The sequence below is a fragment of the Zobellella aerophila genome, assembly GCF_039539325.1.
Lineage (GTDB): Bacteria > Pseudomonadota > Gammaproteobacteria > Enterobacterales > Aeromonadaceae > Oceanimonas > Oceanimonas aerophila.
In genome coordinates this window covers 728,610-753,348 of record NZ_BAABCX010000001.1, presented here as the reverse complement: position 1 = coordinate 753,348, position 24,739 = coordinate 728,610, and the positions used below count along the sequence as shown (strand labels likewise).

Sequence of the window (24,739 nt, the reverse complement as noted above, 5' to 3'; positions counted from 1 at the left end):
TTATAGTTTGCCTCACCTAGAGGCAATAAACCCGACGGATTATAATCATTTCCATGTTGTGTGTAGTGTATAAAAGCCCCAAAAAGGCGGAAACCTATTTATTTGTTGAGCGACGCGACGACTTCTCGCGCGTCCCCGCACCTTTGCTGGCGACCTTTGGTACCCCACAGCTGGTGATGTTGATCAATCTGGCAACGAAAACCCGATTGGCCCTGGCCGATCTGAACAAGGTTACCCTGTCTCTCCGGACCCAGGGCTACTACCTCCAGTTGCCGCCACCGCCGGAAAACCTGCTGAAGGCGCATCTGGCTGAACAATCCGTCTCCTCTGACTAAGCTAAATAGTGACCGAGCCCTTATGGTGGTCGTTCGGGAGAAATGACATGTATCAACATCTTGATTTAGAAGGACATCCCTTGCCTTATGCGATAGGCAAGGTGGTCTGCGTCGGGCGCAGCTATAAAGAACACGCCGCCGAATTAAACAACCCGGTACCAGAGCAGCCCCTGTTGTTTATCAAACCGGCCACCAGCCTGGCTCCCCTGGACATGCCGCTGATCTTGCCCACCGGCCTGGGTGCCGTGCACCATGAACTGGAAGTGGCCCTGCTGATCGGGCGGCGTCTGTGTCACGCCGAGCCGGGCCATGCCCTGGAGGCCGTGGTGGGGGTCGGTTTGGCACTGGATCTGACCTTGCGCGATGTGCAGGATAAGCTTAAAGCCAAGGGCCAGCCCTGGGAGCGGGCCAAAGCCTTCGACGGTGCCTGTCCGATCAGTCCCTTTGCCGAGCCCGAAATGCTCAATGACTTGCAGCATCTCGATTTCTCCCTTGCCATTAATAAAGTCGAGCGTCAGGTCGGTAACACCGCCATGATGATGTGGTCAATCGGTCACCTGCTGGCGGAGATGAGTCGTTGTTTCACCCTCAACCCGGGCGACGTGGTATTGACCGGCACGCCTAAAGGGGTCGGTGAGTTGCATAAGGGGGATGAGTTGGAAATGGTGCTGGATGGTCAGTATCGGTTTACCGCCAAGGTGGCTGGTGATGCCAGTGCCGGCTGATTTTTGGTATCGCAAATCTTTGGACGAGATGTCCGATCAGGAATGGGAAGCCTTGTGTGATGGCTGTGGCAAGTGCTGTCTGAACAAGTTTATCGATGAAGATACCGATGAACTGGTACATACCAATGTCGCCTGTGAGCTGCTTAACACCCGTACCTGCGCCTGTAGCGATTATGCCCATCGCTTTGAGCGGGTGCCTGACTGCCTGAAAATCACCCGGGACAAGCTGGAGGAATACTACTGGCTGCCTTCGACCTGTGCCTATCGTCTGCTGGCCGAGGGCAAAGACCTGCCTGCCTGGCATCCATTGCGCACCGGCAGCAAGAGTGCCATGCACAGGGCGGGCCAGTCGGTTCGCGGCAAGGTGGTACATGAGTCAGAAGTCGGTGAGTGGGAAGATCATATCGTCACCTGGGCAATTTAATTTTCAGCACCAGTATCGATATGAAAACGGGAGCCTGGGCTCCCGTTTTTTTTTAGCGCCTGCCTGTTAGCTGCACCAGGGTAAACAGCACCGCCAGGCCTGCAAAGAGGGCAAAGATGCCGATCAGCCATTGGGGCATGCTCCAGCCGAGCCAGGACCAGTCGATGCTGGCACAGTCACCGGTGGGATTGAACAACCAGGGCAGCCAGCGGTCCAGCGGTAACCAGGCAGGAAACTCGGCGAAGCTGGTGCATACATTAAAAGGCGAAGGGTTGAGTTGGTAACCCACATGCTCCTGGGCCAAGAGCAAGCCTTCGGCCGAGGATGCCAGCCATAGCAGCAAGGCGCCCGAGCGCAGCCACAGATGAGCCGGGTTCAGCCAGCCAAGCAGGCCGGCAAAGATCACGCCGACCAGGGCGGCTCTTTGGTAGACACACATCACGCAGGGCTGATAGTCCTGAACATACTGAAAAAACAGGGCTGTTACCAATAGCAGGGTGGCACACAGGGTGAGCAGGGCCCAGGCGATACGCGAGCAGGAAAAAGAAAACAGCATGCTGACCTCATATTGAGAAAGGAGACCCGGCGGCCGATCAAATCGGCTAGGTGCCCGGTTGCACTTGTTAGAAACTGGTCCGCTCTGTTATTATCGTTGCCAATTTTACCGGGTATAACAATTTTAACAGAGTGGTTACATGGTCATAAAGGCTCAAAGCCCCGCCAGTTTCGCAGAAGAATATATCATAGAGTCGATCTGGAATAGCCGTTTCCCGCCGGGATCCATCTTACCCGCCGAGCGCGAGTTGTCCGAGCTTATCGGCGTCACCAGAACGACCTTACGGGAAGTGCTGCAGCGCCTGGCACGGGATGGCTGGTTGACCATACAGCATGGCAAACCGACCCGGGTAAACAATTTCTGGGAAACCTCGGGGTTAAATATACTGGAAACCCTGGCGCGCCTGGATGAGGAAAAGGTACCGGAGCTGATTGAGCAGCTGTTGTCTGCCCGTACCCATATCAGCAGCATCTTTATTCGTGCGGCGGTCAAAAATGCGCCGGAAAAGGTCATCGAGGCTGTTCAGGCGTTGGCTGGATTGGATGACGAAGCTCATGCCTTTGCTGCCTTTGATTATGAGTTTCATCATCAGTTGGCCTTCGCCTCGGGCAACCCTATCTATGCGCTGATATTAAATGGCTTCAAGGGGCTGTATTGCCGGGTGGGTCGTTACTACTTCTCTTCTGCCCCGTCCCGCCAGCTGGCAAGGAATTATTATCTGGCCCTGGCCGAGCTTGCTGTGGCGCAGCGTGCCAACGACGTGGCGGAGCTGGTTCGGGAATATGGCAAGGCCTCGGGCAAGCTGTGGCACGATATGCGTGAGCATATGCCGGAAAGCCTGGTGCAAAACTAATACTACCCTGCCTCCGGGGGAGGCAGGGTAGGTTCAGATATCGGATGCCGATAACTCAGGGCAACGACCTATAATGCTGGCGCTCCCGTCCGGCTCTTCCTGTTCCAGGATCACATCAAAGCCCCACAAACGATGCACATGTTTGAGTACCTCGTGGCGTGAATCCGCCAGGGGAATACGGTTATGGGGTACATGGCGCAGGGTAAGGGAACGGTCGCCTTTTACGGCTACGTTATAGACCTGAATATTGGGTTCCAGATTAGACAGGTTGTATTGGTTGGAGAGGGTCTGCCTTAATTGTCGGTAGCCCAGTTCATCGTGAATCGCCGAGATTTCCAGATAGTTACGGGTGTCATCGTCGGCAACGGCAAAGAAGTGAAAGTCCCTCATCAATTTGGGTGATAGGAACTGGCTGATAAAGCTCTCATCCTTGAAGTTCTCCATGGCAAAGTGCAGGGTCTTGACCCAGTCAGAGCCGGCAATATCAGGGAACCAAGCCTTGTCTTCGGCGGTGGGATGCTCGCAAATACGCCGTAAATCCTGAAACATGGAGAAACCCAGGGCATAGGGGTTGATGCCCGAGTAGTAACGGCTGTTATAAGGTGGTTGGTAGATCACATTGGTGTGGCTGTGCAGTACCTCCATCATAAAGCGGTCGGTGACCAGGCCTTCGTCGTACAGGTGCTGGGTAATGGTATAATGCCAGAAGGTTGCCCAGCCTTCGTTCATCACCTGGGTTTGCTTCTGTGGGTAAAAATACTGGCTGATCTTGCGTACTATACGCACTATCTCCCGCTGCCAGGGCTCGAGCAGGGGGGCGTGTTTCTCGATGAAATACAGGATATTTTCTTCCGGTTCCTGGGGATAACGGCGTTTTTTAACCTGTTTGCTGTCATCAATCCGGGGCAGGGTACGCCATAGTTCATTGACCTGGGTCTGCAGGTAGGCCTCCCGTGCTTTTTGACGGCGCTTTTCTTCGGCTAGTGACAGTTTTTGTGGCCGTTTGTAGCGATCCACCCCGTAGTTCATCAATGCATGGCAGCTGTCCAAAATGGCCTCAACCTCACTGACGCCGTATTTTTCCTCGCATTCATTAATATAATGTTTGGCAAACAACAGGTAGTCGATAATGGACTCGGCATCGGTCCAGGTCTTAAACAGATAGTTATTCTTGAAGAAGGAGTTATGACCATAGCAGGCATGGGCAATCACCAGTGCCTGCATGGGCAGGGTGTTTTCTTCCATGAGATAGGCAATACAGGGATTCGAGTTAATGACGATTTCATAGGCCAGGCCCATCTGGCCGCGTTTGTAGTTTTGCTCGGTCTGGATGAATTTTTTGCCGTAGGACCAGTGATGGTAACCAATGGGCATGCCTATACTGGAATAGGCGTCCATCATCTGCTCGCCCATGATGATCTCTATCTGGTTGGGATAGGTGTTGAGTCCATAACTCTTGGCGACCCGGGAAATTTCCTGATGGTAGGCCTCGAGCAACTCGAAGGTCCAGTCCGGGCCATCACTCAGGGGCTTCGTCTTACTCAAGATTTGCTCCATAGCCACCTCTATGCCGCTTGTTTCTTAAAAAGCTCCCGGAACACGGGATAAATATCCTCAAGGGTGCGGATATGCTCCATGGCGAAATTAGGATAACTTCGCGCCACTGTCTCATACTCGTGCCAGAGGGTCTGATGGGCCCGATTGGTGATCTCGATATAGGCGTAATAGCGTACAAACGGCATGATATCGTTATTCAACAACTGTCGGCACAGGGGTGAATCATCGGCCCAGTTGTCGCCATCAGAAGCCTGGGCCGCGTAAATATTCCACTGATCCGTCGGATAGCGGGCCTGCATCACTTCTTTCATCATCTGCAAGGCGCTGGACACTATGGTGCCGCCGGTTTCCTGGGAGTAAAAGAATTCCTGCTCGTCTACTTCTTTGGCCTGGGTATGGTGGCGGATGAAGACCAGGTCCACATTTTTGTAGGTACGGGTAAGAAACAGATAAAGTAGTAGGTAAAAGCGTTTGGCCATGTCCTTGGTGGCCTGATCCATGGAGCCGGATACATCCATCAGGCAGAACATGACCGCCTGAGTAGAGGGGATGGGGCGTTTGACAAAGTTATTAAAACGCAGATCGAAGGTGTCGATAAAGGGGACGGCCTCTATACGGCGCCTGAGCTCTGTTATTTCATCTTCTATCTCCTGAATACGGGCATAGTTTACCGCCGGGCGCTTGCTCAGCTCGGCCAGTTCCTGCTCCAGTTGCTGGACATCTTTTTTTTTGCCCGCCTGCAAGGCGGTACGGCGTGCCAGGGATTGGCGTAATGAACGTATGATATTGATATTGTTAGGTACGCCATCAGAGGTATAACCGGCCCTGAAGGTTTTCATTTCGCTTATCTTGTTGAGCTTGTTTTTCTCCAGATTGGGCAGCTCCAGGCCATCAAACAGCAGATCCAGATATTCATCCTTGGATATCTGAAAGACGAAGTCGTCCTGACCTTCGCCCTGGTTGCTGGCATCTCCTTTCCCGCTTCCGGATCCGCCCCCGCCTAGGGGGCGATCGACCCGATCGCCGGTGATGAACTGATCATTGCCCGGATGGACCTGCTCGCGCTTGCCTCCTTTGGTTTGATGAAAAGTGGGCTCCGAAATATCCCGGGTGGGAATGGAAACACTCTCACCCTTGTCGATATCCTGGATGCTGCGTTTTAAGACGGCGTCCGACACCGCCTTTTTGAGTTGCTGTTTATAGCGGCGGATAAAGCGCTGCCGGTTGACTGCGCTCTTATTCCGTCCGTTTAACCGTCTATCGATGAAATGCGCCATAATCCCCCCAACGAGTGTGAGTCGCGATTAGCTTGACTTCCGTACCCTGAGGTACCATTCGGACAACAGTCGTACTTGTTTGCGGGTATAGCCCTTTTCCATCATACGGGCGACAAAGTCGTCATGTTTTTTCTGCTCATCGGCACTGGTTTTAGCGTTGAAGGAAATAACCGGCAATAGTTCCTCGGTGTTGGAGAACATTTTCTTCTCGATAACGGTCCTGAGTTTTTCGTAGCTGGTCCAGTTGGGATTTTTACCCGCATTATTGGCCCTGGCGCGCAGCACAAAATTGACGATTTCATTACGGAAGTCTTTGGGATTGCTGATCCCCGCCGGTTTCTCGATTTTTTCCAGCTCGGCGTTCAGGGCCGCACGGTCGAACAGCTGACCGGTTTCGGGATCCCGGTATTCCTGATCCTGGATCCAGAAATCCGCGTAGATAACGTAACGGTCAAAGATGTTCTGCCCATATTCAGAATAGGATTCGAGATAAGCGGTCTGGATTTCCTTGCCGATAAACTCGACATATTTGGGGATCAGGTAACCCTTGATAAATTCCAGGTAACGGTCATGGGTCTCCTGGGGGAATTGCTCCCTTTCTATCTGTTGTTCGAGTACATAGAAGAGGTGTACCGGGTTGGCCGCCACCTCGGCATGGTCGAAGTTGAAGACCCGCGACAATATCTTGAAGGCAAAACGGGTAGACAGGCCACTCATGCCTTCATCAACTCCTGCATAGTCTCGGTATTCCTGGTAAGACTTGGCTTTGGGATCCGTATCTTTCAGGCTTTCACCGTCATAGACCCGCATCTTTGAGTAGATGCTGGAGTTCTCCGGCTCCTTCAGCCGGGACAACACGGTGAATTGCCCCAGGGTTTCCAGGGTGCCGGGGGCGCATTTGGCATGGGACAGTTCGCTGTTCAACAACAGCTTTTTGTAGATTTCGACTTCTTCTGTTACACGCAGGCAGTAGGGTACCTTGACGATATACACCCGGTCGAGGAAGGCCTCGTTGTTTTTGTTGTTTTTGAAATGCTGCCATTCGGACTCATTGGAGTGAGCCAGTATAATTCCTTCGAAGGGCAGGGCAGACAGGCCTTCGGTACTGTTATAGTTGCCTTCCTGGGTGGCGGTCAGCAACGGGTGCAGCACCTTGATCGGCGCCTTGAACATCTCCACGAATTCCATCAGTCCCTGATTAGATTTACAGAGGGAGCCGGAGAAGGAATAGGCATCCGCATCATCCTGGGAATAGTGTTCCAGTTGGCGGATATCCACCTTACCGACCAAAGAAGAAATGTCCTGGTTGTTGTCGTCACCGGGCTCGGTTTTGGAGATGGCGATCTGATCCAGGATGGAGGGGTAGATCTTTTCTACCTTGAAGCGGGTGATATCACCGCCATACTCATGTAGTCGCTTCACCGCCCACGGTGACATGATGGGCCTCAGATAGCGGCGCGGTATGCCATATTCTTTCTCCACTACCGGACCGTCTTCATCCAAGTCGAACAGACAAAATGGGTGGTCATTGACCGGCGAGTCTTTCAGCCGGTAGATAGGCACCTTTTGCATCAGGGACTTGAGTCGTTCGGCCAAGGAAGACTTACCACCACCGACCGGACCCAGCAAATAGAGGATTTGTTTCTTTTCTTCCAGGCCCTGGGCGGCATGCTTTAGGTAGGATACTATCTGCTCGATACTGTCCTCCATGCCGTAAAATTCCGAAAACGCAGGATAGCGGGCAATAACCCGGTTTGAAAACAAGCGGCTGTACCTGGGTACCTGGGCCGTATCTATCATTTCCGGCTCGCCGATGGCCATCAACAGGCGCTCGGAGGCCGAGGCGTAGCAGGCTTTATCCTCACGACACATCTCGAGGAATTCCTGCAGGCTATACTCTTCTTCCTTGGCTTTTTCATAGCGCGTTTGATAATGCTCAAAAATTCCCATAATCAATCCCCCTTAAATCACCGGTCTCTTCACAATCAGAGACAGGGTCTTGCGCACTCAGATTTCATCGCTTCGCTCATGCTTTACTAATAAGGTTAGTCAGGTTTTTTTCTTTTTGCCTGATTAATACTAGCGATTTCAAACGTTTTGCTACACTGCTCGCATTTATGATATGTATTCTAATGAATCCCTTTTTGGGATGGTTGGAACCTGTAATAGCCTCGTTGACCAACGAGTTAATCCCGGGCTGCCTTGTAACTAGCATGTAACATGGCTTTGTTAGATTTAAATAGCTGTTCCGAATAGCCGAGCACGGGAAGCCACGACCGGATATCGCTATGCGGACGCCATTCTGGCTTTCCTGCCATCCTTGGCGGTCAGATACGCGGCGGAGTCCCCATGGAGGGGCGGCGTGTCTGCGTGCGGTGCCTGGTCGGTGTAGCAGTATTAAGAACAGGTATTTAAACGGGGTGGGCCGATACCGCCGAGGAGATCCGGTACGGGGTGGTTTATAGATAGAATCATTGCCTTGATTTTTCCGGAAAACTGATGTCTTTTTTCCTTACATTTACGTAAGCGTAATATTTTTGGTGGTTTGTTGTGCAGTTGTTGATTTAGTGATTTTTTTACATTGACTTCACTTCCCCTCGCGGATAGATTGGAAGGGCATCAAGGTCTAGTCAACTTGCTCCAGCCGATTTAGCAACTTGTTAGGTAAGGATGCATAGCTCTGTTTAAGCACGTTTCCGTTTGTTTTACCCTCGCTTGCGAGGGTTTTCTTTTTGTAATAATCAAACAGAATGGTTTACGTTAGCGTAAACGACACATCACTCTCGATGGCTCATTCAAAATATTTGATTGTCTTTATCTTCTTTTTCCAATTTCTTGTCATTCACTACCCCTGTACAGTTTTGTCATCAGGTTAACTCCACTTGGGTTAGACCAAGCTGTTAATATTTCATTATATATATCAAACATATAAAACATAATGGAGAAGCACATGACTCGTACTTTGGTACTGAAATCCAGCATCCTGGGTGACTTTTCACAATCAGCTAAATTAATCGACTTTATGATCGACCGTGCAGGCAGTAAAGATGGTCAACAGCCGATGATCCGTGACCTGGCCGCCAGTCCCTTACCGCTCCTCGATGGTGCCGCCGTGTCGGCGATACGCGGCGGCGAAGGGTTGGATCCGCACCAGCAAGATATCCTGGCCCTGTCTAATCAACTGGTTGAGGAATTGCAGGCGGCCGATACATTGGTGATTGCAGCTCCCATGTATAACTTTCATATTCCGGTGCAACTGAAAGCCTGGATTGATCTTATCTGTCGTGCCGGCGTGACTTTCAGGTACACGGAACAGGGGCCGCAGGGCCTGATGACGGGCAAGAAAGCAGTGGTGATCACCACGCGTGGTGGTTTGCATAAAGATAAGCCGAGCGATCTGATCACCCCCTATATGCAGACCATACTGGGCTTTATCGGCATTACCGATGTGGAATTTGTATATGCCGAGGCCCTGGGCATGGGGGAGGAAGCACAAAAGGCAGGGCTGAGCGAGGCTCAAGCCGCGCTGGAACAGTTGGTAGCATGATGGATTGAATCTAAATTATGCCAACATGCAAAAAAGCAGATGGTCGTCTGCTTTTTTTATTAGGATTTCACATGCGGTTTCAATGATGGCCAGCAAGGCGGCCCTAACTGGCCGCCTTTCCGCTATCAGCTCAATTGCTGGCGGATGGACAGCTCCAGTATACCGATGGCGTCATCTATGTGTGATTTTTCAATGATCAGCGGAGGTGACATGGCGATGGCGTCGCCCAGCGAGCGCAACATCATGCCCTGCTCCCAGGCGGCGGTCTGGATCAGGCCCCCGGTGGCACCCGGCTTGCCGTTCAGTGGCTCAAATTCGACGGCGGCGAGCAGAGAATAATTGCGGATATCCACCACGCCCGGCAAGCCTTTCAGGCTGTGCAGGCCCTGCTCGAAATAGCGGGCCAGCTCTCCCTTCTCGGCGCCTCTATGATACAACCCCTCCTGCTCATAGATATCTAGGGTGGCCATCGCCGCGGCACAGGCCAGCGGGTGGGCCGAATAGGTATAGCCGTGGAATAATTCCACGCCGGCACCGGCACCTTCCACTACCGCCTCATAGATATGGTCACCGGCCAATACCGCACCCATGGGGGCGGCGCCATTGGTCAGGCCCTTGGCGGTGGTGATGATATCGGGGATTACATCGAAGGTTTGGCTGGCAAAGACATTGCCGGTACGTCCGAAGCCGCAGATCACCTCATCAAAGATCAGCAATATGCCGTGCCGGTCACAGATTTCGCGGATGCGCTTTAGGTAACCAATGGGGGGAGGTAAGACACCGCCGGCTCCGCTGATCGGCTCGATGATCACGGCGGCGATGCGACTGGCATCATGGCGCTTGATCAGTTTTTCCAGTTCATTGGCTTTTTCCTCGCCGCCATACAGGGGCAAACCACGGGAGAAGGCGTTCAGCTCCAGATCCTGGGTATGGGATAGGTGATCGTTGGGAATCCATTGCCCGAAGGCCTTGTGATTATTGGTGAGCCCACCCACCGAGATCCCGCCGAAGTTAACGCCGTGATAACCGCGTTCCCGGCCGATAAAAATCTGCTTGCCGCCATTCCCCTGGGCCTGATGGTAGGCCAGTGCCATCTTCAGCGCGGTTTCCACCGATTCGGAACCTGAGTTGGTATAGAATACCTTGTTCAGGTTGCCCGGGGCCAGTTGAGCCAGCCGCTCCGACAGCTCAAAGGATAACGGATGGCCAAAGCCGAAGCAGGGCGCATAATCCAGGGTCTGGGCCTGCCGCGCTATGGCCTCGGCAATATGGGGATGGCCGTGTCCGGCATTGCAGCACCACAGGCCCGCAGTCATATCCAGCACCTGGCGCTGTTCGTCCGTGGTCCAGTACATGCCCTGGGCACCGACCAGCATACGGGGGTTGGCCTTGAAGGCTTTGTTGGGGGTAAAGGGCATCCAATGGGCGGCTAACTCTGTGGTATTCATCTCTGCTTTCCCTCACACTATCGCTACGCGATTGTTCGCGGTTTGGTTGGTATGAGCAGTGTGAACAAGATGGAATGTTTGAAAAATCATGCCGTTTCAATGTTTAGTTTGAGGCTGTTAAACATAAATGAAAGGGGCGTTGCTATAAGCTCTTGAGCCTGAATGAGCTGGCTTCACTGCCATTATCGCGGAGCATGGGTCTGGGATGGATCCGTCAGGCTGACGGACACAAAAAAACCTGCGCCAGGCAGGTTTTTTTTTAATCTGGTGCGTCCTAGTGGATTCGAACCACCGACCCCTACCATGTCAAGGTAGTGCTCTAACCAACTGAGCTAAGGACGCATATTGTTGATGTTAACGTGTTCTCTCACGCTGTTTTCACAGTAAAGTGGTGCGTCCTAGTGGATTCGAACCACCGACCCCTACCATGTCAAGGTAGTGCTCTAACCAACTGAGCTAAGGACGCATATTGTTGATGTTAACGTGTTTTCTCACGCTGTTTTCACAGTAAAGTGGTGCGTTCTAGTGGATTCGAACCACCGACCCCCACCATGTCAAGGTGGTGCTCTAACCAACTGAGCTAAGAACGCGGGCTGCCTTCGGGCGCTGCGTATACTAGCCAAGGGCCGGGATAGGGGCAAGTGTTTTTTATTATCTGACAAACGGCTGCGGAACTATTGCTCAAGTCGGTGAAATATCACACCGCGCCAGGAATCGTTGCCATAGACGGGCATGCTCCAGCACGTTTTGGCGGTATTCCTGATAGAGTTCGCTCTGTAAGCCTGAGGCCATCTGTCCCCGATATACCGCCATTATTCCTACCCTGGAGTGAGGTGGCCGCAAGCTGGCTGATATCAGGGGGGCTAGCTGCACAAATTGTCGATCCAGCCGGGTAAAATATGCCTGGATATCCTTGATGTAGTAATGCTGCATGGCATTGCGTAATCGCTCCGCGTCAACCCGGCCTGCCGGGCCGCAGTCAACGTCTGCCAACCGCTGCAAAAACACCATGCTTTGCCGTAAGTAATGGGCAGAGGCATGGAGTGAATAGAACAGTTGGCCGAGGTAATCATTGCCATAGAGGCCGGATAGGGCTCTATTCATCTGCAGCTCGCCGATGGGGAGTTGGCCGGTGTCCCCCTGGGCGATACGCTGTAGCCGGTAGAACAGCTCGAATGCCACCAGGGTAGCATTGAACCCGGTCTGTTCACTAAAAGGCAGGATGCGTTGCCTCGGTGTCAGCACGGCCCGGATTTCCGGTTCGGATACCATCATGTTCCAGTGATAGAGTGTCAACAGCGGTGCCTTTTGCTGTTCCAGCTTCTGCAACCAGTCCAACAGCTGCTGATCCGTGTCCGGGTGGGCGATACAGGCGTGCAGACCCTGTTGGAACTGTAGATGGTAGATCAGCTGGCTGGCCGCACCTTGGGTGCGGCCCAGGGGACTGTTGTGTTCGCCCACCAGGGATAACAGCTGGCATTGGCCAAGCTTGAGGGTATCCAGCAGCCCGGCGGAAACACGGGGCGGCAACTGCTGTAGCTGCCGCTGGGTGGGAAAGGGCGGCAGGGGAAGCGGTGGGGAGAGCGTGGGCGGCGTCTCCTCCAGCACATGGGCGATGCGCGTCAGGTAGGTCTGAAAGTGGCCTTCCAGTTCGTTGTCGGCATTACAGGCCGTCAACCAGAGGCTGACCAGTGCGACTGTGGTTTTCCACCCGTTCATAAATAACGTTCAACCGCCATAATAGCATCAGTGCCGCTATCGTTAAGCCTACCAGAAAACCAACCCAAAAGCCGTGGGGGCCCATGGCCGGCACCAGCCAGTCGGTAAGGCCCAGGATCATGCCGACGGGCAGGCCGCACAACCAGTAAGCGACCAGGGTAATGTAAAAAATCATCTGGGTGTCCTTATAGCCGCGCAGGGCTGCGGCGGCGATGACCTGGGCCGAGTCGGAAATTTGATAAAGCGCCGCCAACAACAGCAGGCTAGAGGCCAGCTCCAGCACATGGGCGTTATCGGTATAGATTTCGCCTATCCAGTGGCGGGCGATGATGGTGAGCAGGGCGGTGAATATGGCCAGGCTGCAACCAAAACCGATGCCGGTAATGCTGGCCAGCTTGGCTTGCATGGGCTGGTGTTCTCCCAGGCTGTGGCCGACCCGTATGGTCAGGGCCATGCCCAGGCTCAGGGGCAGCATAAACACCATGCTGGAAAAGTTGATGGCGATTTGGTGGCCGGCGACCACGTCGGCCCCCAGGGGGGCCAGCAGCAGGGCGACGATGGTGAATAGAGTGACCTCGCAAAAGATAGCCAGGGCGATGGGCAGGCCCAGGCGAAAAAGCCGGTTGACCTGGCGCCAGTCCGGCGGGCTAAGGTACGACAGGACATGAAAGCGGGTTAATAGGGGGGACTTTTGGGTGTAGACGATCATGGCCAATAGCATGGCCCAGAACACCAAGGCCGATGCATAACCACAGCCGACCCCACCCAGGGCGGGAAAGCCCAGTTTGCCATAGATAAGTACATAGTTGGCGGGTACGTTGACCAAGAGGCCGATAAAACCGATGACCATGGTGGGCAGGGTATGAGACAGGCCCTCACTGAAATTGCGCAGCACCTGGTACAGGGCGTAGGCGGGCATGCCCCAGAGGATGGCGTGCAGATAACCGGAGGTTTTCTCGGCAAGGACGGGGTCCACCGCCATCCAATGCAGGGTGTGGGGGGAATAATAAAGCGCCAGCATGGCGGGCCCGGTGACCAGCAGTGTTAGCCAAAAGCCCTGATGAACGGCACCCGCGATCTCCCCATGGCGGCGGGCGCCGTTGAGTTGTGAGATGATGGGGATCAGGGCCATGACGACGCCCTGAACCAGGAGTATGATAGGCAACCAGAAGCTGGTTGCCACAGCAACCGCAGCCAGGTCGACGGCACTGACCTGACCGGCCATCACAGTATCAATAAAGCCCATGGTGGTTTGCGCGATTTGTGCAACCAGTATCGGGCCGCATAGGCGCAGCAGATGCCATGTCTCGGCAAGATAAGGCCTGATAACCATGTTTTTTCTCACTGTGATGGCGCGGATTAAAAGCGAAAAACGCTACCTGATGGCGGACTTTTGTCTTTTTATCAGGGAGTATGGCCGGCGGTTGGCATATGTATCGAAATATAACCGTATTCTGGACGTTTTCCCAGAGTTCTTAATATCGTCTTAATGAGTGGCTGACATCTATGTTTACCGGAATTGTGCAGGGTATGGGTACCCTGCTTGAGACTATCGACAAAACCGACTTTCGCACCCATGTGGTGGCCTTGCCTGCAGATATGCTGCCGGGGTTGGCCCTGGGGGCGTCCGTGGCCCATAACGGCTGCTGCCTGACCGTGACCCATATCGAGGGGGACAGGGTCAGTTTTGATTTGATGCAGGAAACCCTACGGGTCACCAACCTGGGACGGCTGAAGATTGGCGACAGCGTCAACCTGGAACGGGCGGCCCGTTTCGGCGATGAGATCGGCGGTCACGCCATGTCGGGGCATATCATGGGCGTCGGCCGGCTGCTGGAGACTCAGGACAGCAGCCACAACAGGACGCTCTGGTTCGAGCTGCCGGCGGAACTGAGCAAGTATGTATTCAGTAAGGGATATATAGGGATAGACGGGATTAGCCTGACCATAGGCCAAGTCGAGACCGATCGTTTTGCGGTGCACCTGATCCCGGAAACCTTGCAGCGTACCAATTTAGGTAAGATACGGCAGGGGGCACTGGTTAACATTGAGATTGACCCCCAGACCCAGGCCATCGTCGATACGGTAGAGAGGGTGATGGCGTCAAAATAATATTGTTATGCCAACATACATGAAGATATTCTGACCATATACGGTCAGAATATCTGTTCATCATCCGCATCGATACACAGCTCAACTTCCTCACTGAGTTCATTGCGCGTGACAACCAGATGAATTGCATTGCAGCAGGCCATGCAGTCTTCGTAATAATCCTGCCCACCTGCCGACGCGTCTATTTCGACCCGGGTGTGATAACCACAATGAGGGCAGACAATATTTTTCTCGAAAAAGTCACGCATACCCTGCCCCTCATCGATTGAGTTATCAGACGTTGTTCAATCCTTTTGTTGAGCGCCCGCCGTCGAGTGCAATGATTTGCCCGGTCAGATAGGCGGGACCGGTCAGCAAAAAGGCCATGGTCTCGGCAATGTCCTGCGGTGAACCGGCTCTCCCCATAGGAATAGAACTCAGTACCTGCTGTTTTTGCACATCGCTCAAGGGGTGCTCGGGCCAGAGGATAACCCCGGGGGCTATCCCGTTAACCCGGACCCTGGGTGCCAACTCGCTGGCGAGCCCTCGGGTCATGGTGATCAGTGCCCCCTTGGCCATGGTATAGATAAGATGGTCTTCGAGCCCTTTTTCTGCGTGTATGTCCACCATATTGACGATGGATCCCTGACTGTCCTGCAGGGCCGGGGCCAGGGTCTGGGCCAGGAAATAGGGAGCCGCCACATTGGTTGCCATCAGATCGTGCCACTGGTCGGGAGTACCCTGGCCGAAGGGCGTGGCATAAAAACTGGACGCATTATTGATCAGGCCATCCAAACGGCCATACTGGCCGAGTACCCTATCGGCCAGGGAGGGCAGGGCATCAAGCTGGGTTAAATCCTGTTGTACCAGGGCGACACTGCCGGGGCGGGCCTCGTTCAGCTCGGCGGCCAGACGTTCGGCACAGGCTTTACTCTGGTGATAATGAAGCACCAAGCGATATCCCAAGCCATGTAAATGCTGGCTGATTTCCGCACCAATTCGCTTGGCTGCTCCGGTTATAAAAAGCACTGGTGCCGACATACTTTCTCCTAGCTGGCAATAATCTGGTAAATACTGGCTTTGGCTTGCGCCTGATAAGCATCACCAAAACGGTTTACGTGATTGAGTAAATGATACAGTTTATAAATTTCCCGCCGTTGGGGATAGCCCCCATCGAGAGGCGAAACAGCCTGATATCCCTGATAAAAATACTGGGGAAACTGACCAAATAATTCCGTCATAGCAATATCGGTTTCCCGGTCACCAAAATAACTGGCCGGGTCGAAGAGCACTCCCTGATGCTGGTAAAAGGCTACATTGCCACGCCACAGATCTCCGTGCAACAGGGAAGCCTGGGGATGATGGTTGGCTAGCCGTAATTTGATGGCACCGACGATTTCTTCCAGATCACCGAAGCGGATGCCTTTTTCTTCCAGCAACTTTAATTGCCAGCCGATGCGTTGTTCGGCAAAGAACACCGACCATTTCTTATGCCAGGCATTGGGCTGCACACTGGTACCCAGATAATTATCTTCATCCCAGCCGTGCATGGGTTGGCTGCGCGACTGGTGTAGGTGGGCCAGCTGGCGACCCAGCATATGCCAATCCTGTTCATCTGCCGCTCCGAACTCCAGATACTCCAGCACTAAAAAGCTGATACTGGCGGTGGTGCCACAACAAATGGGCTTAGGGATCAGCAGGGTTTGAGACGCATGCAGATGTTCGAGGCTGTTCCATTCACAGCGGAACATATCCAGCTTGTCGCGGTCGTTGAGTTTGACAAAGTAGGACTGGAGGCCGTCGGTGATGCGGTAAGCCTGATTGATATCGCCTCCGGACAAGGGCACCTTTTCAAGGATGCTGAACTCGGTTCCTGTCGCCTCCGCAATCTGGTTGGCGATGATTTGCCACATAACGCCTCCTGGTGCCACCTGATTCGTCAACAGTATAGGCCAAAGAAGGGCTGCCCAGACGGTTGCCGAAACAAAATAGGAAGATGGATGGCAGATAAGTTGAAAAAATGGCTATCGTCCACATTTTAACCTGAAAATAACGAGATGCCGGCGAGCATCGACATCGGCATATGACAGGATTGTTGGTTCGGCGGCAGGGCAGATAACGGATTGCAGACAGAGGCGGAGGCATCTGCTACCCTACGCCTTCTCTTGCTCTGGTGAAAGAAGCGCTGGCTCAGGCCTTCCGAGGACCCGGCTGACAGAGTGAAGTCAGAAAGAGCAGGGGGTTACCGGTTTATTCACCTTTGTAAACGACATGTGCGCTTTGGTACGGTGCACCACTGTGAAGGATATTTCATGCCGACAATTACACTTCCCGATGGCAGCCAACGCCATTTTGAACACCCCGTTTCCGTGCTGGATGTGGCCCAGAATATCGGCGCCGGCCTGGCCAAGGCCTGTATCGCCGGCCGTATCGACGGGCAGCTGGTCGATGCCAGCGACCTGATCAACCACGACGCCAGCCTGGCCATCATCACCGCCAAGGATCAGGACGGTCTGGAAATACTGCGCCATTCCTGTGCCCACCTGCTGGGGCACGCCATCAAGCAGTTGTGGCCGCAAACCAAGATGGCCATAGGCCCGGTGATCGACAATGGCTTCTACTATGATATCGACCTGGATCACACCCTGACGGAAGAAGATCTGGAAGCCCTGGAAGCCCGGATGATGGCGTTGGCCAAGACCGAATATGCGGTGATCAAGAAGAAGGTAAGCTGGCAGGAAGCGCGCGATACCTTCGCCCGGCGGCATGAGCCCTATAAAATTGAAATCCTGGACCAGAATGTCAGCCAGGATGACAGGCCCGGCCTGTATCACCATGAAGAATACATCGATATGTGTCGTGGCCCCCATGTGCCCAACATGCGTTTCTGTCAGCATTTCAAGCTGCAGAAAGTCTCCGGCGCCTACTGGCGGGGCGATGCCAAGAACAAGATGCTGCAACGTATCTATGGTACCGCCTGGGCCGATAAAAAGGCCCTGAAGGGATATTTGACCCAGTTGGAAGAAGCCGCCAAGCGGGATCACCGTAAAATCGGCAAGCAGCTTGATCTCTATCATATGCAGGAAGAAGCACCGGGCATGGTGTTCTGGCATAACGACGGTTGGAGTATCTTCCGCGAGCTGGAACACTTTGTGCGCACCAAGCTGCGTGAATACCAGTATGAAGAGGTCAAGGGCCCCTTCATGATGGACCGGGTGTTGTGGGAGAAGTCCGGCCACTGGGATAAATATGCCGAAAACATGTTTACCACCCATTCCGAGAACCGGGATTATGCGATCAAGCCGATGAACTGCCCGGGCCATGTGCAGATCTTCAACCAGGGCCTGAAATCCTACCGGGATCTGCCGCTGCGCATGGCGGAGTTCGGTTGTTGCCATCGTAACGAGCCGAGCGGTGCCCTGCACGGCCTGATGCGGGTCCGCGGCTTCACCCAGGATGATGCCCATATTTTCTGTACTGAAGAGCAGATCCAGAGCGAAGTGTCCGCCTGTATCAAGATGGTGTACGACGTCTACGGAACCTTCGGCTTTACCGATGTGGCGGTCAAGCTCTCTACCCGGCCGGAAAAGCGGATCGGCGGCGATGAGATCTGGGATAAAGCCGAATTGGCCCTGGAAGAAGCGCTCAAGGCCAACGGTCTGGAGTATGAACTGCAGCCGGGTGAGGGCGCCTTCTACGGTCCCAAGATTGAATTCACCCTGTACGACTGCCTGAATCGTGCCTGGCAATGTGGTACCGTGCAGCTTGACTTCGCGCTGCCCGGTCGCCTGGGTGCCAGCTATGTGGGCGAAGACAACGAGCGCCACGTGCCGGTGATGATCCACCGTGCCATCCTCGGCTCGATAGAGCGTTTCATCGGTATCCTGATCGAAGAATACGCGGGGCTGTTCCCGACTTGGCTGGCGCCGACCCAGGTCATGGTGCTCAATATTACCGACAATCAGGCCGAATACGCCCAGCAATTGGCTAACGACTTGAATAATGTTGGCATTAGGGCCAAGGCGGACTTGAGAAATGAGAAGATAGGCTTTAAAATTCGCGAGCATACTCTGAAGCGGGTACCTTTCATGCTGGTTTGCGGCGATAAGGAAGTCGAAGCCGGCGAAGTGGCGGTTCGTACCCGGAAAGGACAGGATCTCGGCAGCTTCAAGCTCGAAGAGCTGACTCAATTACTGCAACAGGAGATCCGCACTCGCGGTAAGAAGACACTGGAGGATAGGTTATAAAAAGCCCTAAAAAGGGAGGCAAACCGGCCTCCCGCAACCGACTGAATGAAGAGATCAGATTAAAAGAAGTACGCCTGGTAGGCCTGGAAGGTGAAGCGCTGGGGGTCGTCTCGATTACCGAGGCCCTGGAAGCGGCCTCTGCCCAGGGTGTGGATCTGGTAGAAATCAGTCCTAACGCCGAGCCGCCGGTTTGCCGTATCATGGATTACGGCAAATTCCTCTACGAGAAGAGCAAGGCGACCAAAGAGCAGAAGAAAAAGCAGAAACAAATCCAGGTCAAGGAAATCAAGTTCCGACCCGGTACAGATGAAGGCGACTATCAGGTAAAACTACGCAACCTGGTTCGCTTTTTAGAAGAAGGCAACAAAGCCAAGGTCACCCTGCGGTTCCGCGGGCGTGAAATGGCGCACCAGGAGCTGGGTTTCGATTTGCTCAACCGTATCAAAACGGATCTGGACGAATTGGCCCTGGTCGAGGCTTTCCCCAAGCTGGAAGGCCGTCAAGCCGTCATGGTGCTTGCCCCGAAGAAAAAACAGTAAGGCCCTGCAAGTAACCGGGCACTTTGTGCCCGGTTCGCCTTGCTGTTTGTTGTTATTAACAATGCGGAGTTTTTTTAAATGCCGAAAATGAAATCTAATAAAGGCGCTGCCAAGCGCTTTAAGAAAACCGGCTCCGGTGGCTTCAAGCGCAAGCAATCCCACCTGCGTCACATCCTCACCAAGAAGAGCAGCAAGCGTAAGCGCCAGCTGCGTGGCAAATCTATGGTTGCCGCGTCTGATGTCGCTCAAATCAACGCCATGTTGCCAACTGCTTAAAGGGGAAGTGAACAATGCCAAGAGTTAAACGTGGTGTTACCGCACACGCTCGTCACAAGAAGGTTCTGAAGCAGGCCAAAGGTTACTACGGTGCCCGTTCACGCGTTTATCGCGTTGCGGTCCAGGCCGTCACCAAGGCCGGTCAATACGCTTACCGTGACCGTCGTCAGAAAAAACGTCAGTTCCGCCAACTGTGGATCGCCCGTATCAACGCGGCGGCCCGCCAGAACGGTCTGTCCTACAGCCGCTTCATCGATGGCCTGAAAAAAGCCTCCGTTGAGATCGATCGCAAGATCCTGGCTGACATCGCCGTACACGACAAAACCACCTTTACCGCTTTGGTTTCCAAAGCCAAAGAAGCCCTGGTTTAAGTCGACAGACTGCAGTGACAAAAGGAGGCTCAGGCCTCCTTTTTTAATGGCCCCGGCCCGGAGCAAAAGTGGCGTGGCCGGGCCATTTCCTTTACTATCAAGGCCTTTCAAAATATTTAAGGTCCGGGGTCTCTGCCCGGGCGAGTTAACGAGGAAAACATGGATCAGCTGGAAGACGTGATCGTCAAAGCACAGGCGGAGATCCAGGCTGCCGCCAACGCCGTCGAACTGGATGAGATCCGGGTACATTACCTGGGCAAGAAAGGGTTCTTCACCGAACAGTCCAAGGCCCTGGGCAAGCTCTCTGCCGAGGAACGGCCCACTGCCGGCCAGGCCATCAACCAGGCCAAACAGGCGGTGACCGAGGCGTTGAACGACAAGCGTGAGGCACTGCAACTGGCGGAGCTCAATCAGAAGCTGGCCAGTGAGACCCTGGACATCAGCCTGCCGGGTCGCCGCCAGCAGGCAGGTGGCCTTCACCCGGTCAGCCGCACCATCAAACGCATCGAGTCCTTCTTCGGCGAGCTGGGCTTCCAGGTGGCCGAAGGCCCGGAAATCGAGGATGACTTCCATAACTTCGACGCCCTGAACATTCCGGCCCATCACCCGGCGCGGGCCGATCACGACACCTTCTATTTCAACCCCAAGCTGATGCTGCGCACCCAGACCTCGGGCGTACAGATCCGCACCATGGAGCATCAGCGGCCGCCGATCCGCATCATTTCCCCGGGGCGGGTCTACCGTAACGACTATGACCAGACCCATACCCCCATGTTCCATCAGGTGGAAGGCCTGCTGGTCGATGAGAATGTCAGCTTTACCCACCTCAAAGGGGTGTTGCACGACTTCTTGCATAACTTCTTCGAAGAAGATTTACAAATTCGTTTCCGTCCCTCTTATTTTCCCTTTACCGAGCCCAGCGCCGAAGTCGACGTAATGGGTAAGAACGGCAAATGGCTGGAAGTGCTGGGTTGCGGCATGGTCCACCCCAATGTGCTGCGCTCCGTGGGCATAGACCCGGAACGGTACAGTGGTTTTGCCTTCGGCATGGGGGTTGAGCGTCTGACCATGTTGCGTTACGGCGTCAATGACCTGCGGGCCTTTTTTGAAAACGATCAACGTTTTCTCAAACAATTCCAGTAAGCGGCGGGAGCGAAAATGAAATTTTCTAAATCATGGCTGGAGCAATGGGTAACAACCGGTCTTAATGCCGAAGCGCTTGCCGAGCAGATCACCATGGCCGGTCTGGAAGTGGACGGCGTGGAGCCGGTGGCCGGCGACTTTTCTCAGGTGCTGGTCGGGGAAGTGGTCGAATGCGGTCAGCATCCGGATGCGGACAAGCTGAGGGTCACCAAGGTCGATGTGGGCGGCGATGAGCTGCTCGATATCGTCTGTGGCGCCCCCAACTGCCGCCAAGGCCTGAAGGTGGCAGTCGCCGTGGTCGGCGCCGTGCTCCCCGGCGACTTCAAAATCAAGAAGGCCAAGCTGCGTGGCCAGCCTTCCCACGGCATGCTCTGTTCCTTCACCGAGCTGGGCATAGACGTGGAGTCCGACGGTATCATAGAGCTGCCCCAGGACGCCCCTGTCGGTACCGAGGTGCGCGACTACCTGCAACTCAATGACGTGATTATCGAGGTCGATCTTACCCCTAACCGGGCCGATTGCCTGAGCATGGCCGGCCTGGCGCGGGAAGTGGGTGTACTCAATCAGCAGGACGTGAACTGGCCCGAAATCCCTGTGGTGCCCGCCACCATCCGGGATGCGGTGGATATTCGCTTGGACGACCCGGAGTCATGCCCGCGCTACCTGGGGCGGGTGGTTAAAAATATCGATGTGCGGGCCGAAACCCCCATCTGGATGCAGGAAAGACTGCGTCGCAGCGGCATCCGCAGCATAGATCCCGTGGTGGACATCACCAATTTCGTGCTGTTGGAATGGGGGCAGCCCATGCATGCTTTCGATTTGGCCACCCTGGATGGCGGTATCCAGGTGCGTCGGGCGGCTCAGGACGAAAAACTGACCCTGCTCGATGGCAGCGAAGTCACCCTGGACGGCGACATCCTGGTGATCGCCGATAACAGCAAGCCGCTGGCGATGGCCGGTATCTTTGGCGGCCAGGACAGCGGTGTGAACGGTGACACCCGGGACGTGTTGCTGGAGTGCGCCTTCTTCCAGCCCCTGGCCATCACCGGCCGGGCCCGCCGCTACGGTCTGCATACCGACTCCTCCCATCGCTTCGAACGGGGCGTGGACTACCAGCTTCAGCACAAGGTGATGGAGCGGGCGACCGCCCTGCTGCTGGAGATCTGCGGCGGGGAGGCCGGCCCCGTGATCGAGGCCGTCTCCGAGGCCCATCTGCCCAAGGCGGCGAGCGTCTCCCTGCGCCACACCCGGCTCAATGCCCTGATCGGTGTAGAGATCCCGGTCGACCAAGTGACCGATATGCTCAACCGTCTGGGCCTGGTGGTGACCGTTACCGTCGACGGCTGGCAGGTGGTGGTGCCCAGCTACCGCTTCGATATCAGCATCGAAGAGGATCTGGTGGAAGAGGTGGCCCGTATCTACGGCTACAACCAGATCCCGGATGTGGCACCGGTCGCCGGCCTGACCATGTCCAATCATCAGGAAGCCAAGCTGTCCCTCAACCGGCTGAAGGATGCCCTGGTCGATCTGGGGTATCAGGAAGCCATCACCTACAGCTTTGTCGATCCGGCCATGCAACAGCTGCTGTTTCCGGATGCCGAGGCCTTGATCCTGCCCAATCCGATTGCTGCCGATATGTCGGCGATGCGGGTGTCCTTGTGGCCGGGCCTGATCCAGGCGGCCGTCTATAACCAGAATCGGCAGCAATCCCGGTTGCGTCTGTTCGAGCAGGGTCTGACCTTTGTTCCCGATGCGGAGGCGGAAAACGGGGTGCGCCAGACGCCCATGCTGGCTGGCTTGCTGCTGGGACCCGTGGTCGATGAACATTGGGACATGAGTAACCGCGGCGTGGACTTTTTCGATCTGAAGGGGGACCTGGAAAGCCTGCTGGCCTTGAGCCATGACGAGCTCAGCTTCGCCTTTACCCGCACCGAACAAGTCAGCCTGCATCCGGGTCAATCGGCGGCCCTGCTGCGCGATGGCCGTCAGGTCGGTGTGCTGGGAGCCATACACCCCAGCCTGCTGCGCAAACTGGGCCTCAAGTCCCAGGCCTATGTGTTCGAGGTGGAGCTTGACGCCATGACCCATCGGCGGGTACCGGAAGCGGGGGTGATATCCCGTTTCCCGGCCAACCGCCGGGATCTGGCCCTGGTGGTAGAGCAGTCGGTGGCTGCCGCAGATATCCTTGATTTAGTTAGAAAAGTTGGCGGAAAACAGGTGGTTGGCATAAACTTGTTCGATGTATACCAAGGACAAGGTATTGCCGACGGCAAGAAGAGCCTGGCGCTCAGCTTGGTGTTGCAGGATACCCAACGGACTTTGGAAGAGAAAGAGATCGCCGATACCCTGGCCAACATAGTATCGGCCCTCTCAGTTGAGTTTAATGCTTCCTTGAGGGACTAAGCCTATGGCGCTAACCAAGGCTGATATTGCCGAACATCTGTTCACCGAGCTGGGCATAAGCAAGCGAGATGCTAAGGAAATGGTCGAGGCATTTTTCGAAGAAATTCGAACGGCACTCGAGCAGGGCGAGCAGGTCAAAATCTCCGGTTTCGGTAATTTTGAATTGCGTAACAAAGATGAGCGTCCTGGGCGCAACCCGAAAACCGGGGAAGATATTCCCATTTCGGCTCGTCGCGTGGTTACTTTTCGCCCCGGCCAGAAGTTAAAGGCCAGGGTGGAAAATGCTCTCGAAGCTGACTGACGTTCAGTTATAGCCCCAAAAAGCCAGGCTCCCAGCTTGGCTTTTTGTTTTTATACTAAGGCAGCATTGGCCTGTCATGGCAATGCTGTTAGCCTGTTATAGAGATAAAAATCAGAGGCAGCAGGCGGTGGGCAAAGACAATATCGTTATCCTGACCGGGGCCGGGGTGTCGGCAGAGTCGGGGATCAGGACCTTCAGGGCTGCGGATGGTTTGTGGGAAGAGCACCGGATAGAGGATGTGGCCACGCCCGAGGGGTATCGTCGGGATCCAGAGCTGGTCCAGCGGTTCTACAATGACCGGCGGGCCCTGCTCGGCTCGGTGGAGCCCAATGCGGCCCATTACGCCCTAGCGCGTCTCGAACGGGAATGGCCGGGCGCAGTGACCCTGGTTACCCAGAACATCGACGATCTCCATGAGCGGGCGGGGAGCCGCAATGTCGTCCATATGCACGGTGAGCTGTTAAAAGCCCGCTGTCCCCATTCCAACCAGACGGTGGCCTGGAGCGGACCGCTGCACACCACGGATCTGTGTCATTGTTGCCAGTTTCCCGAGCCGCTCAGGCCCCATGTGGTCTGGTTCGGAGAAATGCCCTTGCTGCTCGACCGTATTTACCATGCCTTGAGTGAGGCCCGCCTGTTCATCGCTATCGGTACCTCGGGCAATGTCTATCCGGCGGCGGGATTCGTGCATGAAGCCGCCATGCACCATGCCCATACCCTGGAGATCAACCTCGAGCCCAGCGAGGTACAGAACCATTTCGGCGAACACAGGTATGGCCCGGCGACCCGGGTGGTGACCGCCTATGTGGATGAGCTGCTGGCGGGACGAAGCCGTAAGTAAAAACACCGCTCTATGACCGCCTGCTGGCGATGGCGCCATCGCCAGCAGCTCATCGATCCATCATCAGCGGCTGAAGTAAGTCCCTT

Annotated in this window: 24 protein-coding genes and 3 tRNA genes; 14 read left to right on the top strand and 13 right to left on the bottom strand. The window is 54.7% G+C overall.

Going from position 1 to position 24,739, the window contains the following annotated elements; translation table 11 throughout:
- Positions 1-53: 53 nt before the first annotated feature.
- The 3 genes from ABD806_RS03495 to ABD806_RS03485 are packed head-to-tail and all read left to right on the top strand — an operon-like array spanning position 54 to position 1,484.
- Positions 54-335 carry a YcgL domain-containing protein gene (locus ABD806_RS03495; protein WP_344954746.1) on the top strand — a complete coding sequence of 94 codons (282 nt, stop codon included), beginning with the start codon at positions 54-56 and terminating at the stop codon, positions 333-335.
- A gap of 47 nt (positions 336-382) precedes the next feature.
- Complete coding sequence (locus tag ABD806_RS03490; protein ID WP_344954744.1) at positions 383-1,060, top strand: fumarylacetoacetate hydrolase family protein; 678 nt, start codon at positions 383-385, stop codon at positions 1,058-1,060.
- Complete coding sequence (locus ABD806_RS03485) at positions 1,044-1,484, top strand: YcgN family cysteine cluster protein (protein ID WP_425583064.1); 441 nt, start codon at positions 1,044-1,046, stop codon at positions 1,482-1,484. Before ABD806_RS03490 ends, ABD806_RS03485 begins: the two co-directional genes overlap by 17 nt.
- Before the next feature lie 52 nt (positions 1,485-1,536).
- On the opposite strand, the gene dsbB is transcribed toward ABD806_RS03485, so the two are convergent.
- On the bottom strand, positions 1,537-2,040 hold the full coding sequence (dsbB, locus tag ABD806_RS03480) for a disulfide bond formation protein DsbB (RefSeq protein WP_344954742.1): 504 nt from the start codon (positions 2,038-2,040) through the stop codon (positions 1,537-1,539).
- Between the two features lie 139 nt (positions 2,041-2,179).
- Here dsbB and fadR point away from each other — a divergent pair, with 139 nt between their 5' ends.
- Positions 2,180-2,893, top strand: a complete 714-nt coding sequence (gene fadR, locus ABD806_RS03475; protein ID WP_344954740.1) for a fatty acid metabolism transcriptional regulator FadR — start codon at positions 2,180-2,182, stop codon at positions 2,891-2,893.
- A gap of 33 nt (positions 2,894-2,926) precedes the next feature.
- On the opposite strand, the gene ABD806_RS03470 is transcribed toward fadR, so the two are convergent.
- From ABD806_RS03470 to ABD806_RS03460, 3 genes are read right to left on the bottom strand one after another with little or no spacing between them, the layout of a single operon-like run.
- Positions 2,927-4,450, bottom strand: a complete 1,524-nt coding sequence (locus ABD806_RS03470; protein WP_344954738.1) for a SpoVR family protein — start codon at positions 4,448-4,450, stop codon at positions 2,927-2,929.
- A gap of 8 nt (positions 4,451-4,458) precedes the next feature.
- Positions 4,459-5,727, bottom strand: coding sequence for a YeaH/YhbH family protein (locus tag ABD806_RS03465; protein WP_344954736.1), 1,269 nt, complete (start codon positions 5,725-5,727; stop codon positions 4,459-4,461).
- A gap of 27 nt (positions 5,728-5,754) precedes the next feature.
- On the bottom strand, positions 5,755-7,677 hold the full coding sequence (locus ABD806_RS03460) for a PrkA family serine protein kinase (protein ID WP_116473221.1): 1,923 nt from the start codon (positions 7,675-7,677) through the stop codon (positions 5,755-5,757).
- Positions 7,678-8,677: 1,000 nt separating this feature from the next.
- On the opposite strand from ABD806_RS03460, the gene ABD806_RS03455 reads away from it, so the two are divergent.
- Positions 8,678-9,274 (top strand): FMN-dependent NADH-azoreductase, encoded by a 597-nt coding sequence (locus ABD806_RS03455; protein WP_344954733.1) that lies wholly within the window; start codon positions 8,678-8,680, stop codon positions 9,272-9,274.
- A gap of 125 nt (positions 9,275-9,399) precedes the next feature.
- On the opposite strand, the gene aptA is transcribed toward ABD806_RS03455, so the two are convergent.
- The 6 genes from aptA to ABD806_RS03425 all read right to left on the bottom strand — a co-directional run bounded on the left by aptA (position 9,400) and on the right by ABD806_RS03425 (position 13,774).
- Positions 9,400-10,722, bottom strand: a complete 1,323-nt coding sequence (aptA, locus tag ABD806_RS03450; RefSeq protein ID WP_344954731.1) for an omega-aminotransferase AptA — start codon at positions 10,720-10,722, stop codon at positions 9,400-9,402.
- Between the two features lie 265 nt (positions 10,723-10,987).
- Positions 10,988-11,064 (bottom strand) — tRNA-Val (locus tag ABD806_RS03445).
- 47 nt (positions 11,065-11,111) lie between these two features.
- Positions 11,112-11,188: transfer RNA gene (locus ABD806_RS03440), tRNA-Val, on the bottom strand.
- A 47-nt stretch (positions 11,189-11,235) separates the two neighbouring features.
- Positions 11,236-11,312: transfer RNA gene (locus ABD806_RS03435), tRNA-Val, on the bottom strand.
- 91 nt (positions 11,313-11,403) lie between these two features.
- On the bottom strand, positions 11,404-12,441 hold the full coding sequence (locus ABD806_RS03430; protein ID WP_344954729.1) for a DUF3080 family protein: 1,038 nt from the start codon (positions 12,439-12,441) through the stop codon (positions 11,404-11,406).
- Positions 12,386-13,774 carry an MATE family efflux transporter gene (locus ABD806_RS03425; RefSeq protein WP_425583063.1) on the bottom strand — a complete coding sequence of 463 codons (1,389 nt, stop codon included), beginning with the start codon at positions 13,772-13,774 and terminating at the stop codon, positions 12,386-12,388. Before ABD806_RS03425 ends, ABD806_RS03430 begins: the two co-directional genes overlap by 56 nt.
- 173 nt (positions 13,775-13,947) lie before the next feature.
- Between ABD806_RS03425 and ABD806_RS03420 the strand changes: the two genes are divergently transcribed.
- On the top strand, positions 13,948-14,553 hold the full coding sequence (locus tag ABD806_RS03420; protein WP_344954727.1) for a riboflavin synthase subunit alpha: 606 nt from the start codon (positions 13,948-13,950) through the stop codon (positions 14,551-14,553).
- A gap of 44 nt (positions 14,554-14,597) precedes the next feature.
- Here ABD806_RS03420 and ABD806_RS03415 read toward each other — a convergent pair whose 3' ends face one another.
- Genes ABD806_RS03415 through ABD806_RS03405 form a run of 3 tightly spaced genes read right to left on the bottom strand, consistent with a single transcriptional unit; the run spans position 14,598 to position 16,445 of the window.
- A complete protein-coding gene (locus ABD806_RS03415) occupies positions 14,598-14,801 on the bottom strand; it encodes a CPXCG motif-containing cysteine-rich protein (protein WP_344954725.1) in 204 nt (67 codons plus the stop codon).
- 25 nt (positions 14,802-14,826) lie between these two features.
- Entirely contained in the window at positions 14,827-15,573 is a 747-nt protein-coding gene (locus ABD806_RS03410) for a pteridine reductase (RefSeq protein ID WP_344954723.1), read from the bottom strand.
- 8 nt (positions 15,574-15,581) lie between these two features.
- Positions 15,582-16,445, bottom strand: coding sequence for a fructosamine kinase family protein (locus ABD806_RS03405; RefSeq protein ID WP_344954720.1), 864 nt, complete (start codon positions 16,443-16,445; stop codon positions 15,582-15,584).
- A 399-nt stretch (positions 16,446-16,844) separates the two neighbouring features.
- Here ABD806_RS03405 and thrS point away from each other — a divergent pair, with 399 nt between their 5' ends.
- The 8 genes from thrS to cobB all read left to right on the top strand — a co-directional run bounded on the left by thrS (position 16,845) and on the right by cobB (position 24,653).
- On the top strand, positions 16,845-18,779 hold the full coding sequence (thrS, locus tag ABD806_RS03400; RefSeq protein ID WP_344954718.1) for a threonine--tRNA ligase: 1,935 nt from the start codon (positions 16,845-16,847) through the stop codon (positions 18,777-18,779).
- Positions 18,776-19,318, top strand: a complete 543-nt coding sequence (gene infC, locus ABD806_RS03395; RefSeq protein ID WP_425583085.1) for a translation initiation factor IF-3 — start codon at positions 18,776-18,778, stop codon at positions 19,316-19,318. Before thrS ends, infC begins: the two co-directional genes overlap by 4 nt.
- 78 nt (positions 19,319-19,396) lie before the next feature.
- Positions 19,397-19,594, top strand: a complete 198-nt coding sequence (gene rpmI / locus ABD806_RS03390; RefSeq protein WP_116473193.1) for a 50S ribosomal protein L35 — start codon at positions 19,397-19,399, stop codon at positions 19,592-19,594.
- Positions 19,595-19,608: 14 nt separating this feature from the next.
- The gene (gene rplT / locus ABD806_RS03385) at positions 19,609-19,965 is read left to right on the top strand and encodes a 50S ribosomal protein L20 (RefSeq protein WP_116473192.1); all 357 of its coding nucleotides are present in this window, start codon (positions 19,609-19,611) and stop codon (positions 19,963-19,965) included.
- A gap of 159 nt (positions 19,966-20,124) precedes the next feature.
- The gene (gene pheS, locus ABD806_RS03380) at positions 20,125-21,108 is read left to right on the top strand and encodes a phenylalanine--tRNA ligase subunit alpha (RefSeq protein ID WP_344954713.1); all 984 of its coding nucleotides are present in this window, start codon (positions 20,125-20,127) and stop codon (positions 21,106-21,108) included.
- 15 nt (positions 21,109-21,123) lie between these two features.
- Positions 21,124-23,511 carry a phenylalanine--tRNA ligase subunit beta gene (pheT, locus tag ABD806_RS03375; protein ID WP_344954711.1) on the top strand — a complete coding sequence of 796 codons (2,388 nt, stop codon included), beginning with the start codon at positions 21,124-21,126 and terminating at the stop codon, positions 23,509-23,511.
- Positions 23,512-23,515: 4 nt separating this feature from the next.
- Positions 23,516-23,812 carry an integration host factor subunit alpha gene (ihfA, locus tag ABD806_RS03370; RefSeq protein ID WP_344954709.1) on the top strand — a complete coding sequence of 99 codons (297 nt, stop codon included), beginning with the start codon at positions 23,516-23,518 and terminating at the stop codon, positions 23,810-23,812.
- Between the two features lie 82 nt (positions 23,813-23,894).
- The gene (gene cobB, locus ABD806_RS03365) at positions 23,895-24,653 is read left to right on the top strand and encodes a Sir2 family NAD+-dependent deacetylase (RefSeq protein WP_344956425.1); all 759 of its coding nucleotides are present in this window, start codon (positions 23,895-23,897) and stop codon (positions 24,651-24,653) included.
- The last annotated feature ends 86 nt before the right edge of the window (positions 24,654-24,739 follow it).

Coding starts and splice junctions, on each gene's coding strand:
- ABD806_RS03430 (WP_344954729.1), bottom strand. CDS start 12,441: ATGAACGGGTGGAAAACCACAGTCGCACTGGTCAGCCTCTGGTTGACG.
- pheS (WP_344954713.1), top strand. CDS start 20,125: ATGGATCAGCTGGAAGACGTGATCGTCAAAGCACAGGCGGAGATCCAG.
- fadR (WP_344954740.1), top strand. CDS start 2,180: ATGGTCATAAAGGCTCAAAGCCCCGCCAGTTTCGCAGAAGAATATATC.
- ABD806_RS03490 (WP_344954744.1), top strand. CDS start 383: ATGTATCAACATCTTGATTTAGAAGGACATCCCTTGCCTTATGCGATA.
- dsbB (WP_344954742.1), bottom strand. CDS start 2,040: ATGCTGTTTTCTTTTTCCTGCTCGCGTATCGCCTGGGCCCTGCTCACC.
- ihfA (WP_344954709.1), top strand. CDS start 23,516: ATGGCGCTAACCAAGGCTGATATTGCCGAACATCTGTTCACCGAGCTG.
- ABD806_RS03420 (WP_344954727.1), top strand. CDS start 13,948: ATGTTTACCGGAATTGTGCAGGGTATGGGTACCCTGCTTGAGACTATC.
- aptA (WP_344954731.1), bottom strand. CDS start 10,722: ATGAATACCACAGAGTTAGCCGCCCATTGGATGCCCTTTACCCCCAAC.
- ABD806_RS03485 (WP_425583064.1), top strand. CDS start 1,044: ATGCCAGTGCCGGCTGATTTTTGGTATCGCAAATCTTTGGACGAGATG.
- ABD806_RS03410 (WP_344954723.1), bottom strand. CDS start 15,573: ATGTCGGCACCAGTGCTTTTTATAACCGGAGCAGCCAAGCGAATTGGT.
- rplT (WP_116473192.1), top strand. CDS start 19,609: ATGCCAAGAGTTAAACGTGGTGTTACCGCACACGCTCGTCACAAGAAG.
- ABD806_RS03405 (WP_344954720.1), bottom strand. CDS start 16,445: ATGTGGCAAATCATCGCCAACCAGATTGCGGAGGCGACAGGAACCGAG.
- ABD806_RS03460 (WP_116473221.1), bottom strand. CDS start 7,677: ATGGGAATTTTTGAGCATTATCAAACGCGCTATGAAAAAGCCAAGGAA.
- ABD806_RS03455 (WP_344954733.1), top strand. CDS start 8,678: ATGACTCGTACTTTGGTACTGAAATCCAGCATCCTGGGTGACTTTTCA.
- ABD806_RS03425 (WP_425583063.1), bottom strand. CDS start 13,774: ATGGTTATCAGGCCTTATCTTGCCGAGACATGGCATCTGCTGCGCCTA.
- thrS (WP_344954718.1), top strand. CDS start 16,845: ATGCCGACAATTACACTTCCCGATGGCAGCCAACGCCATTTTGAACAC.
- ABD806_RS03470 (WP_344954738.1), bottom strand. CDS start 4,450: ATGGAGCAAATCTTGAGTAAGACGAAGCCCCTGAGTGATGGCCCGGAC.
- pheT (WP_344954711.1), top strand. CDS start 21,124: ATGAAATTTTCTAAATCATGGCTGGAGCAATGGGTAACAACCGGTCTT.
- ABD806_RS03415 (WP_344954725.1), bottom strand. CDS start 14,801: ATGCGTGACTTTTTCGAGAAAAATATTGTCTGCCCTCATTGTGGTTAT.
- ABD806_RS03465 (WP_344954736.1), bottom strand. CDS start 5,727: ATGGCGCATTTCATCGATAGACGGTTAAACGGACGGAATAAGAGCGCA.
- cobB (WP_344956425.1), top strand. CDS start 23,895: ATGCTGTTAGCCTGTTATAGAGATAAAAATCAGAGGCAGCAGGCGGTG.
- ABD806_RS03495 (WP_344954746.1), top strand. CDS start 54: ATGTTGTGTGTAGTGTATAAAAGCCCCAAAAAGGCGGAAACCTATTTA.
- rpmI (WP_116473193.1), top strand. CDS start 19,397: ATGCCGAAAATGAAATCTAATAAAGGCGCTGCCAAGCGCTTTAAGAAA.